A 12,714-nucleotide genomic window follows, 5' to 3' on the forward strand; every position below is an offset into this window, starting at 1 on the left:
GCGACACAGGGGGACGAAGGCATGACGGCCGAGCTGGTGCGGGGGCAGAACCACCCGCTCTCCCAGGCCCGTCTGGAGATCCGGATCTCGGCCGGCACACCGATCGTGGCCGCAGCCACGCTCGGCGACGAGCAGGGCAGGATCCACGGCGTCGAGTGGGTGGCCCATCCCGGCACTCCCACCCTGCCCGGCCTCGAGGTCTCCCGGCAGGCGGCCGCCGACCATCGTCTTGCGGTCGACCTGGACGCCATGCCGGAGGCCGTCCACCGTGTCAGTGTGCTGCTCGCCCTGCCGACGGGGGCCGGCGGTCCGAGCCGGTTCGGCGCCGTCGCGACCCCCTTCGTCGCGGTCACTGGCCTCGACGGCAACGAGGTCGCCAGCTACACCATCACCGGCCTGGAGGCCGAGTCGGCCGTCGTCGCGCTGGAGCTGTATCGCCGCCAGGACGCCTGGAAGGTACGCGCCATCGGCCAGGGGTACGCCGGCGGCCTCGCCGACCTCTTCACCGACCAGGGCCTGCCCCAGGCCCAGCAGCTCGCCGGCAGCATCAACGAAGCGGTGGCCCAGGGCATGGCCCGCTCGGTGCCGGCACCCCCGCCACGCACGGACGGCGACCGCTCGCGGCAGACGGCCACGCCGGCCCTCGGCCCGGAGCAGGGGGGTCCCGCACCGCAGGGCACGTCAGGCCCCGGGTCGCAGCCGACATCGCCGTACGGCCCGCAGACGTCCGGCGCGTCCGGCCAGCCGACACCGCCGCCGACGTCCCCCTACGGCCCGCAGACGTCCGGCATACCGGGCCAGCCCGCACCGCAGCCGTCGTACCAGGGCGGAGCCGGCGCCACGGACCCGTCCCAGCCGTCCCCTCCCACCTCGGGCGGCTCCATCAACTACAGCCACCCGGGCCGGCAGACCGCGGCTCCGCCGCCACCCCCGCCGACCGCACCCCCGGCCCAGCCCGGACAGCCCGCGCAGCCCGTCGCGGGCGACGCCACCGGCTGGTCCATGGACGAGCGCCTCTACAACCAGGTGTGGGGCATGTTCGAGGACCTGGCCCGCACGGCAGCCGCCTACCGCAGCGCTGTCGACTTCGCGGACTCGCGCATGGACAAGGAACTCGACCAGGTCCTGTCGGACCCGCGCAGCCGGATCGGCGGTCAGGGCGACGCCGCGCGCGAGGCGGCGCAGGCCAAGCACACGCATCTGGTCAACCAGGCCAGGGCGACGCTCGACCGGGACATCGCCCAGCTCACCGCCGAGTCCGAGGTCGTCGAACCCGCGCTGCCGCATGCGTACGCGCGCTGGGACAACCCCGTCTGGCACGGCTACCGCGTACCGATGGAGATCCCCATGGCCCTGCGCCTGGGCGACCTCCACCTGCCCGAGAGCGACCGGTTGCGCATCCCGATGCTGGTCCGGCTGCCGCTGGAGCGGGGCCTGTGGATCGACAGCGGAAGCAGCGGCTCGCTCGACGGCTCCTACACGGACTCGCATGACCTGCGGCGCCTTGCGATGGAGACGGCGGTGGCGCACGCGGCACGGCTGCTCGCCGTCTATCCGGCGGGCGAGTTCACCGTGCATGTCATCGATCCCGCCGGTTCCGGCGCACAGGCACTCGCCCCGCTGGTGCAGACCGGTGTGCTCGCTGCCCCGCCCGCCGTGGGCGCCGCCGGTGTCGCGGAGGTCCTCGCGCGGCTCACCCAGCGGGTCGACCTGGTGCAGATGGCGGTGCGCGGCGGTGCCCCCGACTCCCTGCCGTCTGATTTCGACACCTCCGAGCAGTTGCTGATTGTCAACGACTTCCCGCACGGATTCGACGACCGCGCCGTGAACCAGCTGCGCTACCTGGCGGACGAGGGTCCGGCCGTCGGCGTCCACCTGATGATGGTCGCGGACCGCGAGGAGGCGGCCGCCTACGGCCCGTTGCTCGACCCGCTGTGGCGTTCGCTGATGCGACTGACTCCGACGCCGGACGATCACCTCGCCGACCCGTGGGTGGGGCACGCCTGGACCTACGAGCCCCCGCTCGTGCCGCCCGGGAGCCAGGTGCTCCAGCACGTGCTCGCACAGGTCGCAGCGGCTCGGGCCAAGTACCGGTAAAGCACCTCTGATCTGCGAACTTGGCGCTTCTTTTGCCAAGCGCTTTACCTTTCCTTGGCAATTAAGGTACTGTTCATTGCACGGAGGGGAGTACTCCCTGTCGCTGCGACGTACCCGTCAATACGGATCCGGCCAGATCCCGGGGCGTCGGCCCATAGTGGGTGGAAGAGACCTCCGGCGCGCGACGACGCTGACATTTGCCGTTACGACTGCCGGAGGCGCAGCAGTGGAAGTTTCCACGACCCTATGGGTCCTGACCATCGTGGGCCTTGCAGCCCTGATCGCCGTCGATTTCTTCATCGGCCGCAAGCCGCACGACGTCTCGATCAAGGAAGCCGGTATCTGGACGGTCGTCTGGATCGCACTGGCCGGCCTCTTCGGGCTCGGCCTGCTGATCTTCGGCGGCGGACAGGCCGGCGGTGAGTTCTTCGCGGGCTTCATCACCGAGAAGTCGCTGAGTGTCGACAACCTCTTCGTCTTCGTCCTGATCATGGCGAAGTTCGCGGTGCCGTCCCAGTACCAGCAGCGAGTGCTGCTGGTCGGTGTCCTCATAGCCCTGGTGCTGCGGGCGATCTTTATCGCCGCGGGGGCCGCGATCCTCGCCAGCTTCGCGTGGGTGTTCTACCTCTTCGGCGCCTTCCTGATCTGGACCGCCTGGAAGCTCATCCAGGAGGCCCGGGCCGGCGAGGAGGACGAGGAGTTCGAGGAGAACAAGCTGCTGAAGGCGGCCGAGCGCAGGTTCGGTGTCGCCGACCGCTACCACGGCACCAAGCTGTGGATCCAGGAGAACGGCAAGCGGGTCATGACCCCGATGCTGGTCGTGATGCTGGCGATCGGTACGACCGACGTGCTCTTCGCCCTCGACTCCATCCCGGCGATCTTCGGCCTGACCCAGGACCCGTACATCGTGTTCACGGCCAACGCCTTCGCACTGATGGGTCTGCGGCAGCTGTACTTCCTGATCGGTGGCCTGCTGAGGAAGCTGGTCCACCTCAGCTACGGCCTGTCGATCATCCTCGGCTTCATCGGCGTCAAGCTGGTGCTGCACGCCTTGCACGAGTCCGGGGTGCACGTCCCCGAGATCAGCATTCCGGTCTCGCTCGGCGTGATCTGCTCGGTCCTGATCGTCACCACGATCACCAGCCTGAGGGCCTCCAAGAAGAAGGCGGCGGCCGAGGCGGCGCAGGAGCGGAGCGAAGGCGCTCCGAAGGACAGCATCGACGTCTGACCACGTCGGACGTAGGAAGAACCAACACCGGGAGTGGTGCGCAGCGAATTGCCGAGCGCCGCTCCCGGTGCTTCGTTGGGTGCTGCGGTGTCCCCGTCCGGGGACACCCACGGCCGGGGGTGGAGGCACCTGTGGACGCACCCATCAAGTTCGTACAGATCATCGACTTCGAGACCGAGCGCATCGACGAGATGCGGGAACTGGCCCACGAGACGGAACAGCGCCTGGCGGGCCGCGACGGCGGCCCCACGCGACGCGTCGTCCTCAAGGACCGGGGGCAGCCCAACCGCTACCTCGTAGTGATCGAGTTCGCCTCCTACGAGGACGCGATGCGCAACAGCGACGACCCCGAGACGACCAAGTTCGCGGAGCAGATGGCCGCGCTGTGCACCGCGCCGCCGTCCTTCACGGACTGCGACGTACAGGAGACGACCGATTTCGCGTAGCGACACAAGCAAGACAGGGGCCCCGCAACCCGAGGGCGCGGGGCCACCTGACAACCACTCGGACCGGAATGCGAACCCCCAAGCCCTCTGCGACGATCGCTCCATGATCGATCGGCTCAGGTCGCTCACGACTGGGTGGACGTACCTCGTGCCGGTGCTCGCGGTCGTCCTGCTGGCCTTCACCTGGGGACGGGACCTGCCCGGCGTGGTCGTCGCGCTGGTCACGCTGGTCCTCGCGGGTGCTGTCCTGGCCGCCGTACATCACGCCGAGGTGGTCGCGCATCGCGTCGGCGAACCCTTCGGCTCCCTGGTCCTCGCCGTCGCCGTCACGATCATCGAGGTCGCCCTGATCGTGACCCTGATGGTCGATGGCGGCGACAAGAGCTCCACCCTCGCCCGGGACACGGTCTTCGCGGCCGTGATGATCACCTGTAACGGCATCGTCGGCCTGTGTCTGCTGGTCGCCTCGCTGCGGCACCGCACAGCGGTCTTCAACCCCGAGGGCACCGGCGCCGCCCTCGCGACAGTCGCCACCCTGGCCACGCTCAGCCTCGTGCTACCGACGTTCACCACGAGCAAGCCGGGCCCGGAGTTCTCCACCGTGCAGTTGACGTTCGCCGCGGTCTCCTCGCTGATCCTGTACGGCCTCTTCGTGACCACCCAGACCGTGCGGCACCGTGACTACTTCCTCCCCGTCACCCGGCAGGGCGGCGTGGTCACCGCGGACGACCACGCCGACGCGCCCTCCCGCCGCACCGCCCAGATCAGCCTGGGGCTGCTGGGCCTGGCCCTGGTCGGCGTGGTCGGTCTGGCCAAGGGAGTGTCGCCCACCATCGAGTCCGGAGTGGCGGCGGCCGACCTTCCGCATGCCGTCGTCGGCGTGATCATCGCCCTGTTGGTGCTGCTTCCCGAGACGATCGCCGCGCTTCGCTCCGCCCGCCGCGACCGTGTGCAGACCAGTCTGAACCTCGCACTCGGCTCGGCGATGGCCAGTATCGGCCTGACCATCCCCGCGGTCGCCCTGGCCTCCATCTGGCTCTCCGGCCCGCTCGTCCTCGGCCTCGGCCCCACCCACATGGTGCTGCTCGCCCTGACGGTGGTGGTGAGTGCGCTGACGGTGGTGCCGGGGCGGGCGACACCGCTGCAAGGTGGCGTCCACCTGGTGCTGTTCGCGGCCTACCTGGAGCTCGCGCTCAATCCGTAGCCGCCGAAGTTGCGCAGCACCCGGTGTCCCGTGGTCGCGGCGTTCCGGAGCCATTCACCCCGTGGCGGGCTCCGGCGCCACGGCAGCCACCGGACGCGTCTCGGGCAGCAGCGCGAAGCACCCCAGGCTGAGCAGCGCGACCCCCGTCAGATACGCCCCCACGCCCCAGGGCACCCGACCGCCCTGCTCGACGAGCGCCGTCGCCACGATCGGCGTGAGCGCGCCCCCGAGGACGCCGCCGAGGTTGTAGCCCACCGCGGCGCCCGTGCAGCGCACCCGGGGCTCGTAAAGCTCCGGCAGATACGCGGCGATCACCGCGAACATCGTGATGAACGCGAGCATCGCCCCGAGGAAGCCGAGGAACATCAGCAGCGGCTCGCCCGTGGCGAGAAGCGCCACCAACGGGAACATCCACAGGGCGGAGGCAGCGCACCCGATCAGGCACAGGGGCCGCCGGCCGTACCGGTCGCCGAGAATCGCCACCACGGGTGTCAGCGAGCCCTTCACCACCACCGCGCCCATGATGCAGACCAGCATGACGCCGCGGCCCACGCCGAGCCGCTCGGTGGCGTAGGCGAGGGACCAGGTCGTCACGGTGTAGAAGATCGCGTACCCGATCGACAGGGCCCCGGCCGTCAGCAGAACGAGCCGCCAGTGGTCGCGGACGACCTCGGCGAGCGGCACGCGCGCGGGCTCGTCGATTTCGAGGAACCGAGGGCTTTCGGTGAGCGACGACCGCAGCCACAGCCCCACCAGTGCGAGCACTCCCGCGGCCCAGAACGGCACCCGCCACCCCCACGAGGCGAACTGCGCGTCGGACAGCGTCGCCGACAGTCCCAGCACCACACCGTTGGCGAGCAGGAAGCCCAGCGCGGGCCCGACCTGCGGGAAGCTCGACCACAGACCGCGCCGCCCGGCGGGCGCGTGCTCCACCGTCAGCAGGACGGCCCCGCCCCACTCGCCGCCGAGCCCGAGCCCTTGCAGAAAACGCAGAAGGAGCAGCAGCAGGGGAGCGGCCACACCGATGGTGTCGTACGTCGGCACGCAGCCGACCGCGACCGTGGAGGCGCCGGTCAGCAGTAGTGAGGCGACGAGGACCGGCCGGCGTCCGTGCCGGTCCCCGATGTGCCCGAACAGCACCGACCCCAGTGGCCGCGCCACGAAGCCCACGCCGAACGTCGCGAAGGCGGCGAGGGTCCCCGCCACCGGCGAGAACGTCGGGAAGAACAGCGGCCCCAGAACCAGAGCCGCCGCGGTCCCGTAGACGAAGAAGTCGTAGAACTCGATGGCCGTGCCGGCCAGAGACGCGGCGGCGAGCCGCAGCATGGAGGGCGACCTTACGGTGTGTGCATCGTGCATGCTGCGACAACTACCCACGGTGACCAGGAGTTACGGGGGCGCGCGGGCGCGGTCGGCCGCGTTCAGTACGTGACGGTGATGCGCCGGGCTGGGCCGTCGACACGCACGGTGCCGCCGTAAGGGATGACGAGTTGCGGGTCGGTGTGTCCGAGGTCAACGTCGAAGACGATCGGGGTGTTGGGGACATACATACGCATGGCCCGCAGCACGGCCTCGCGCTGCTCAGCGGCGTAACGAGCGGCTTCCTCCGGGCCGTTGGGGTGCTCGAAGGACCAGGTCCTCGCACGGCCCATCAGCAGCGCGGAGAAGCGCTGGAGCAGCCCGCGCTCGCCCATGTTGCGCAGGGTCCAGAAGACCTCGTTGGCGCTCGGCATCTCCTCCGACGTCTCCAGCAACAGCACTCCGCCGTCGTACTCCGAGAGGTCACGCGCGATCTCCCGGTCGGCCATCAGCAGCCAGCCGACGATCTCCAGGCAGCCGCCCCAGGTGCGGCCTTCCACCACCCGGTCGGCGTTCACCCAGGTCCACCCGCCTCCCGGCCGCGTCTCCGGCTCCACATCGAAGGTCGTCGGGTCGGCCCAGTCGCCATTGATGTCGTTCCAGCGCTCGGCGGGCCCGAGTTCGTACTCGCCCGACGTGAACAGAGCGGCCCGCAGGGAGTCGGCGGTCTGCGGGTGCATGGTGCCGGGACGGCCCAGCTCGCACATCACGCTCACGCCGTGATAGCCGACGATCCCGGTGTTGCGCAGGAACATGAGCAGGTTCGTGTTGTCGCTCATTCCGAAGAACGGCTTGGGGTTCGCCCGGATCAACTCCCGGTCCAGCAACGGCAGCACGGTGATCTGGTCGTCGCCGCCGATGGACGCGATCACCGCCTTGATGTCCGGGTCGGCGAAGGCGGCGTGGATGTCGTCGGCCCGCTCCTGAGGCGTGGAGCCCATCTTTCGGGTCGCCGGGTACTCGACGGGTTCGAGCCCGTACTCCTTGCGCAGCCGCTCCAGGCCCAGCTCGTAAGGGAGCGGGAAGAGCCCGGGCAGGCCCGCGCCGGGGGAGATGACGGCGACGCGGTCGCCGGGGGAGGGCTTGGGAGGGTACGAGATCGTGGTCATACCGGGAGGGTAGGACGCGCCGCGTGCACCCTGCACCGTGATAAACCGAAGTCTGAGCAGCGGTCTTCGACGGACCGTGCAACCCCCAACGGACCGGAGGAACCGTGCCCCGCACCCTGGCCAACGCCCCGATCATGATCCTCAACGGCCCCAACCTGAACCTGCTCGGCCAGCGCCAGCCGGAGATCTACGGCTCCGAGACCCTGGCCGATGTCGAGGCGCTGTGCGCCAAGGCGGCTGCCGCGCACGGCGGCACGATCGACTTCCGGCAGTCCAACCACGAGGGGGAGTTGGTCGACTGGATCCACGAGGCACGGCTGCATCACTGCGGGATCGTGATCAACCCCGGTGCCTACTCGCACACTTCCGTGGCGATCCTGGATGCGCTCAACACCTGTGACGGAATTCCAGTGTTGGAGGTCCACATCTCCAACATCCACAAGCGCGAGTCGTTCCGGCACCACTCGTATGTCTCGCTGCGCGCAGACGGGGTCATCGCGGGGTGCGGTGTGCAGGGGTACGTCTTCGGGGTGGAGCGGGTCGCGGCACTGGCCGGGGCGGGGCAGGCGGACACGTGATGTGGGCGGGCGGGGCGGCGATGTAAGGACCGCCCGCCATGGTGGGGCGGTCCTTACACATGCCTGCCAGATGCCTGCCACGCGCTTGTGCGGCCTTACAGACGTCCCGCCTCCACGATCCTCCGCAGGAAGCGCCGGGTGCGCTCCTGCCGCGGATCGCCGAAGATCTGCTCGGCCGTGCCGCGCTCCAGCACCACGCCTGAGTCCAGAAAACAAACCTGGTCGGCCACCTCGCGGGCGAACCCCATCTCGTGCGTGGCCAGCACCATCGTCATCCCGTCCTCCTTCAAGTCGCGGACCACGGTGAGGACTTCGCCCACGAGCTCGGGGTCGAGGGCGGCGGTGATCTCGTCGAGCAGCAGCAGCCGGGGACGTACGGCCAGGGCGCGCACGATCGCGACCCGCTGCTGCTGACCGCCGCTCAGCCGGTCCGGGTACTCGCCGGCCCTGTCGGCCAGCCCGAGCCGCTCCAACAGCGCACGCGCGTGTGCCTCGGCCTCCGCGCGGGACACGCCGTGCACGCGCCGCGGAGCGAGGGTGATGTTCTCCAGGACCGTCATGTGCGGGAAGAGGTTGTACGCCTGGAACACCACGCCGATACGGCGCCGTACGGTGTCCTGGTCGACGCGTGGATCGGTGATCTCCTCGCCGTCCAGCCAGATCGCGCCGTCGTCGATGTCCTCCAGGAGGTTCGCGCAGCGCAGCAGTGTGGACTTGCCGGAGCCGGACGCGCCGATCAGCGCGGTCACCGTGTGCGGGGCGACCTCCAGGTCGACGTCGCGCAGTACGACCGAGCTGCCGAAGGTCTTGCGCACGGCCTCCATACGCAGCACAGGTGCGTCGCTCACAGGGTTCCTCCTTGGGCGCGCCGACGGTCCATCCGGGCCGTCACCCAGTCCGTGAAGCGCGTCATCGGGATGGTCAGCGCCACGAAGACCAGGCCCGCGACGATGTACGGCGTGTAGTTGAGGCTGCGGCCCACGATGATGTCCGCGGCCCGTACGGCGTCCACCGCGCCGCCGATCGACACCAGTCCGGTGTCCTTCTGCAGCGACACCAGGTCGTTCAGCAGGGGCGGCACCTGGCGGCGTACGGCCTGGGGCAGGACGACGTGCCGCAGCGCCTGCCGGTTGGTGAGGCCGAGCGAGCGTGCTGCGGCGCGCTGCGAGGGGTGGACGGACTCGATGCCCGCGCGGAACACCTCGGCCACGTACGCCGAGTACGTCAGCGTCAACGCCGTACCGCCCAGCAGCACGGGATCGACGGTCACGCCCTGCAGCCGCAGCGCGGGGACGCCGAGGACGACGATCATGAGGTTGATGATGAGCGGAAGGCCCCGGAAGAAGTCCGTGTACGCGGCCGCCAGCGCCCGCAGCGGGAAGAACACCGGGCCGCGCAGCGTGCGTGCGACGGCGATGAGCATCCCGAGGACCAGCACGGCCGCGCCACAGATCAGCAGCAGCCGGACGTTCAGCCAGAGCCCTTCGAGGATCTTCGGGAACGCCTCGCGAGCGTACTGCCAGTCGAAGAACGTCTCCTTGGTGCGCGGCCAGCCCGGCGCGTTGACCACGACCAAGTAGAGAACGACGCCCGTGACCAGCGTGGAGAGCGCCGCGATGGCCGTGGCGCGGCGGGCGCGGGCCCGCTTGTAGCGCTCGCGGTCGAGACGCCGCTGGGAGGGGACGTAGCCGTCGTCGCCCGCGCCGGACACGCCATCGTCGCCGTCCGCACCTTCCTGGCCGGACTCCTCCTTCGTGACCGTCACCTGAGCACCGGGGCGTCGACGGCGTCGGACAGCCACTGCTGCTCGAGCTTGCCCAGGGTGCCGTCCCCGCGCAGGGCGTCGATGGCGTCCGTCACGCACCCGGTGAGCGCGCTGCCCTTGTCGAGCACGAGCCCGAACTGCTCGGGCGTACCGCCCTGGTTCTCGAACTGGCCCACGATCGTCGCGTCCGTCACCTCGGCCGCGGTGATGTAGAAGGCGGTCGGCAGGTCGACCACGACGGCGTCGACCTGACCGTTCTTCAGCGCGGACTTGGCCTGGTCGTTCTTGGCGTACGCAGCGGCCTGCCGGGTCGGCTTCACCACGTCGTCGATGTAGTTGAGGCTGGTCGTGCCCACCTGAGCGCCGAGCTTGAGGTCCTTCAGGTCCGCGACGCTCTTCGCCTCGGCGGCCTTGGTTCCCTTCAGCGCGATGACGGCCTGGCGGACGTCGTAGTAGCCGGAGGAGAAGTCCACGGCCTTCTTGCGCTCGGCACTGATCGACACCTGGTTGATGTCGAAGTCGAAGGTCTTCTCGCCGGGTGCGAAGGCCTTGTTGAACGGCACGCTCTGCCAGACGACAGCGCTCTTGTCGTAGCCGAGTTGCTTGGCCACGGCGTACGCGACCGCCGACTCGAAGCCCTCGCCGTTGGCCGGCTTGTCGTCCTTGAACCAGGGCTCGTAGGCCGGCTCGTCGGTGGCGATCGTGAGCTTGCCGGCGGTCCTGGTGGCCAACTCGCCTTTGGCGCAGGTGTTACCTGCCGATCCCGACGGTGTTCCGGTGGCCTTCTCCTCCGGCTGCGGAGCACAGCCGAGAGCGGTGGCGAGCAGGGCTGTCGTGGTGACGACGACGGCGCGGCGCAGTGCGCGAGGGGCAAGGTGCATGGCGCGAGATTGGCAGTGGGCCGTCGTGTTTGTCGAGGTCACGAAGGTCAGTTTCCGCATAGTGGGAAGGGGCGTTGCGTTCTTGTGAACACAGCCCGCTTCCACGGCACTTCCGCGGCAGCAGCCGCCGCCGGGGCCGCCGGTCGAGGGCGGGGTTGAAGACCGGCGGCCCGTACCGCTCAGGAGCCGTCATCCTGCGCGGGGCTGCTTCCAGTTGACTGCGCAACAACGCACGCCGGGAGCGCGCGCAGGGCACCAGCGCGTGTGAACGGTTCACACGGGGCGCGTGCGCGGGGAGCGCACGGCGCGGGTGATGATCGGGTCGGCCCTGGCCAACCCCCTCGGCGGTGGCTGGCCTGCGGTCACCGGCCCTGCGGTCACCGGCCCCGCGGTCACCAGCCCCGCGCGCGCCACTCCGGCAGATGAGGCCGTTCCGCACCCAGCGAGGTGTCGTTGCCGTGCCCCGGGTAGACCCATGTCTCGTCCGGCAGGGCCTCGAAGATCTTCGTCTCGACGTCGTGGATCAGACTGGCGAACGCCTTCGGGTCCTTACGGGTGTTGCCCACACCGCCCGGGAACAGACAGTCCCCGGTGAACACATGGGGGTGTCCGTGCGGGTCGTCGTAGACGAGCGCGATCGAGCCCGGCGTGTGGCCGACCAGGTGGCGCGAAGTGAGCTCCACGCGCCCCACCCGGATGATGTCGCCGTCGTCGACCAGGACGTCGGTGGGCACCGGGATGCCGTCGGCGTCGTCCCGGCCGGCGTACGTACGCGCGCCGGTGGCGTCGACGACCGCGGCGAGTGCCTGCCAGTGGTCGCCGTGCTGGTGGGTGGTGACGACGGATGCGATGCCGTCGTCGCCGATCATGCCCAGCAGGGTGTCCGCCTCGTTGGCGGCATCGATCAGCAGTTGCTCGTCGGTGGCCCGGCAGCGCAGCAGATAGGCGTTGTTGTTCATCGGGCCGACCGCGATCTTGGTGATCATCAGGTCCTTGAGCTCGTGCACGTCGGCAGGGCCACCGACCGTCACCTGTCCGCTGTACGTCATGTCGGCAGCCTATAGCGGCAGAGCGGTCCCTGGGCCGTCGGGCCACGACAGCGGGCAGAGCGTTGCGGGCAGAGCGACCCAGGGAACGTACGGCTGTTACAGCGGGGGAAGCGACGGCAGGATGCCGCCTTGAGCAGTCAGTGCGGAGCCGTCGCGGCGTCCGGCGAGCCAGCCGAGCAGGTCGGGTGCTGAACCTTGGACGGTGACCTCGGGAGCGCCGGCCTCCCGGCCCGTGCTCCACACGCGCGTGCCGTCCGTGAGACGCGTCGACGGCACATCGGGGTGCCCGGTGAACCGCTCCGCGAGGAAGTCGATCTCCCGCTCCACGAACTCCGCCGGCAGGTCCTCCAGCTCATACCCGATCCCGAGATCCACATGGTGCAGGTCCACCTCGACCCAGCGCCGGAAGGGCACCCTGGCCGCCGCGTCGGTGACCCCGTTGCGCAGCTCCACCGTGCGTGACCAGTCCGCGGGTGCCGCTCCCGTCTCCTGGAAGCGGGTCCCGCTGTCGCGCACGTCGGTGAGCTGCACATCGAGGGGCCGAGGGGCGTCCCGCTCGATGTCGGCGTCCCGGGCAGTGGCGGAGACGTACATGGGGCGCCCTTCGAGGACGTTCACGAGCGCGTCCGCGTTACGGGCGAGATGGGCGAGGACATGGCCGCGGCTCCAGCCGGGAAGCCGTGACGGCTCGGCCACCGACGCGTTGTCCAGCTTGGCCGCTGCGGTGAGCAGCCTTTCGGTCGCTTCACGTACAGACACCAGGTCACGAGCGTGATCAATCATGGTGCTGACATTAGCCTCGCCACACCTTTGGGTGAAGGTGGTGAACGAGTGCCGTAAATCGAATGCGCGTGCTATAGGGTCGGTCGTGGCGTCGGGCATGCTGGACAGCTCGGGATTGTTGTCCCATTCGGGAATCCGACCGGCGTTGTCAGTGGCTCCCCCTAGTCTGAGAATCACGGGGGCCTAGTCCGAGAAAACACGGGGGCATCGCCCCC

12 protein-coding genes are annotated in these 12,714 nt (G+C 69.7%); 5 read left to right on the forward strand and 7 right to left on the reverse strand.

Annotated elements, in window-relative coordinates:
• Nucleotides 1-21: 21 nt before the first annotated feature.
• The 4 genes from ACZ7L5_RS08835 (at nucleotide 22) to ACZ7L5_RS08850 (ending at nucleotide 4,975) form a co-directional block, all read left to right on the forward strand.
• Nucleotides 22-2,097: a TerD family protein gene (locus tag ACZ7L5_RS08835; protein ID WP_471515508.1), complete on the forward strand. Its 2,076-nt coding sequence runs from the start codon at nucleotides 22-24 to the stop codon at nucleotides 2,095-2,097.
• A gap of 226 nt (nucleotides 2,098-2,323) precedes the next feature.
• Complete coding sequence (locus ACZ7L5_RS08840; protein ID WP_363034537.1) at nucleotides 2,324-3,325, forward strand: TerC/Alx family metal homeostasis membrane protein; 1,002 nt, start codon at nucleotides 2,324-2,326, stop codon at nucleotides 3,323-3,325.
• A 131-nt stretch (nucleotides 3,326-3,456) separates the two neighbouring features.
• Nucleotides 3,457-3,771 carry a hypothetical protein gene (locus ACZ7L5_RS08845; RefSeq protein ID WP_471515510.1) on the forward strand — a complete coding sequence of 105 codons (315 nt, stop codon included), beginning with the start codon at nucleotides 3,457-3,459 and terminating at the stop codon, nucleotides 3,769-3,771.
• 103 nt (nucleotides 3,772-3,874) lie between these two features.
• Nucleotides 3,875-4,975: a calcium:cation antiporter gene (locus ACZ7L5_RS08850; protein ID WP_471515512.1), complete on the forward strand. Its 1,101-nt coding sequence runs from the start codon at nucleotides 3,875-3,877 to the stop codon at nucleotides 4,973-4,975.
• 54 nt (nucleotides 4,976-5,029) lie between these two features.
• Here the strand turns inward: ACZ7L5_RS08850 and ACZ7L5_RS08855 are convergent, their stop codons facing one another.
• Both ACZ7L5_RS08855 and ACZ7L5_RS08860 read right to left on the reverse strand, forming a co-directional pair.
• Nucleotides 5,030-6,301 (reverse strand): MFS transporter, encoded by a 1,272-nt coding sequence (locus tag ACZ7L5_RS08855; protein WP_363034531.1) that lies wholly within the window; start codon nucleotides 6,299-6,301, stop codon nucleotides 5,030-5,032.
• A 95-nt stretch (nucleotides 6,302-6,396) separates the two neighbouring features.
• Nucleotides 6,397-7,443 (reverse strand): S66 family peptidase, encoded by a 1,047-nt coding sequence (locus ACZ7L5_RS08860; protein ID WP_471515514.1) that lies wholly within the window; start codon nucleotides 7,441-7,443, stop codon nucleotides 6,397-6,399.
• 104 nt (nucleotides 7,444-7,547) lie between these two features.
• Here ACZ7L5_RS08860 and aroQ point away from each other — a divergent pair, with 104 nt between their 5' ends.
• Complete coding sequence (gene aroQ / locus ACZ7L5_RS08865) at nucleotides 7,548-8,021, forward strand: type II 3-dehydroquinate dehydratase (protein ID WP_471515516.1); 474 nt, start codon at nucleotides 7,548-7,550, stop codon at nucleotides 8,019-8,021.
• A gap of 95 nt (nucleotides 8,022-8,116) precedes the next feature.
• On the opposite strand, the gene ACZ7L5_RS08870 is transcribed toward aroQ, so the two are convergent.
• The 5 genes from ACZ7L5_RS08870 to ACZ7L5_RS08890 all read right to left on the reverse strand — a co-directional run bounded on the left by ACZ7L5_RS08870 (nucleotide 8,117) and on the right by ACZ7L5_RS08890 (nucleotide 12,499).
• The gene (locus ACZ7L5_RS08870) at nucleotides 8,117-8,845 is read right to left on the reverse strand and encodes an amino acid ABC transporter ATP-binding protein (protein WP_471515878.1); all 729 of its coding nucleotides are present in this window, start codon (nucleotides 8,843-8,845) and stop codon (nucleotides 8,117-8,119) included.
• Nucleotides 8,846-8,865: 20 nt separating this feature from the next.
• Entirely contained in the window at nucleotides 8,866-9,786 is a 921-nt protein-coding gene (locus ACZ7L5_RS08875; RefSeq protein ID WP_471515518.1) for an amino acid ABC transporter permease, read from the reverse strand.
• Complete coding sequence (locus ACZ7L5_RS08880; RefSeq protein WP_471515520.1) at nucleotides 9,783-10,667, reverse strand: ABC transporter substrate-binding protein; 885 nt, start codon at nucleotides 10,665-10,667, stop codon at nucleotides 9,783-9,785. Before ACZ7L5_RS08880 ends, ACZ7L5_RS08875 begins: the two co-directional genes overlap by 4 nt.
• 392 nt (nucleotides 10,668-11,059) lie before the next feature.
• Nucleotides 11,060-11,716: an MBL fold metallo-hydrolase gene (locus ACZ7L5_RS08885; RefSeq protein WP_471515522.1), complete on the reverse strand. Its 657-nt coding sequence runs from the start codon at nucleotides 11,714-11,716 to the stop codon at nucleotides 11,060-11,062.
• 96 nt (nucleotides 11,717-11,812) lie between these two features.
• Nucleotides 11,813-12,499, reverse strand: a complete 687-nt coding sequence (locus ACZ7L5_RS08890) for a maleylpyruvate isomerase family mycothiol-dependent enzyme (RefSeq protein WP_471515523.1) — start codon at nucleotides 12,497-12,499, stop codon at nucleotides 11,813-11,815.
• Nucleotides 12,500-12,714 lie beyond the last annotated feature (215 nt).

Source organism: Streptomyces sp. NPDC107528, assembly GCF_055639295.1.

Coding starts and splice junctions, on each gene's coding strand:
- ACZ7L5_RS08835 (WP_471515508.1), top strand. CDS start 22: ATGACGGCCGAGCTGGTGCGGGGGCAGAACCACCCGCTCTCCCAGGCC.
- ACZ7L5_RS08850 (WP_471515512.1), top strand. CDS start 3,875: ATGATCGATCGGCTCAGGTCGCTCACGACTGGGTGGACGTACCTCGTG.
- ACZ7L5_RS08855 (WP_363034531.1), bottom strand. CDS start 6,301: ATGCTGCGGCTCGCCGCCGCGTCTCTGGCCGGCACGGCCATCGAGTTC.
- ACZ7L5_RS08860 (WP_471515514.1), bottom strand. CDS start 7,443: ATGACCACGATCTCGTACCCTCCCAAGCCCTCCCCCGGCGACCGCGTC.
- ACZ7L5_RS08870 (WP_471515878.1), bottom strand. CDS start 8,845: ATGGAGGCCGTGCGCAAGACCTTCGGCAGCTCGGTCGTACTGCGCGAC.
- ACZ7L5_RS08880 (WP_471515520.1), bottom strand. CDS start 10,667: ATGCACCTTGCCCCTCGCGCACTGCGCCGCGCCGTCGTCGTCACCACG.
- ACZ7L5_RS08885 (WP_471515522.1), bottom strand. CDS start 11,716: ATGACGTACAGCGGACAGGTGACGGTCGGTGGCCCTGCCGACGTGCAC.
- ACZ7L5_RS08890 (WP_471515523.1), bottom strand. CDS start 12,499: ATGATTGATCACGCTCGTGACCTGGTGTCTGTACGTGAAGCGACCGAA.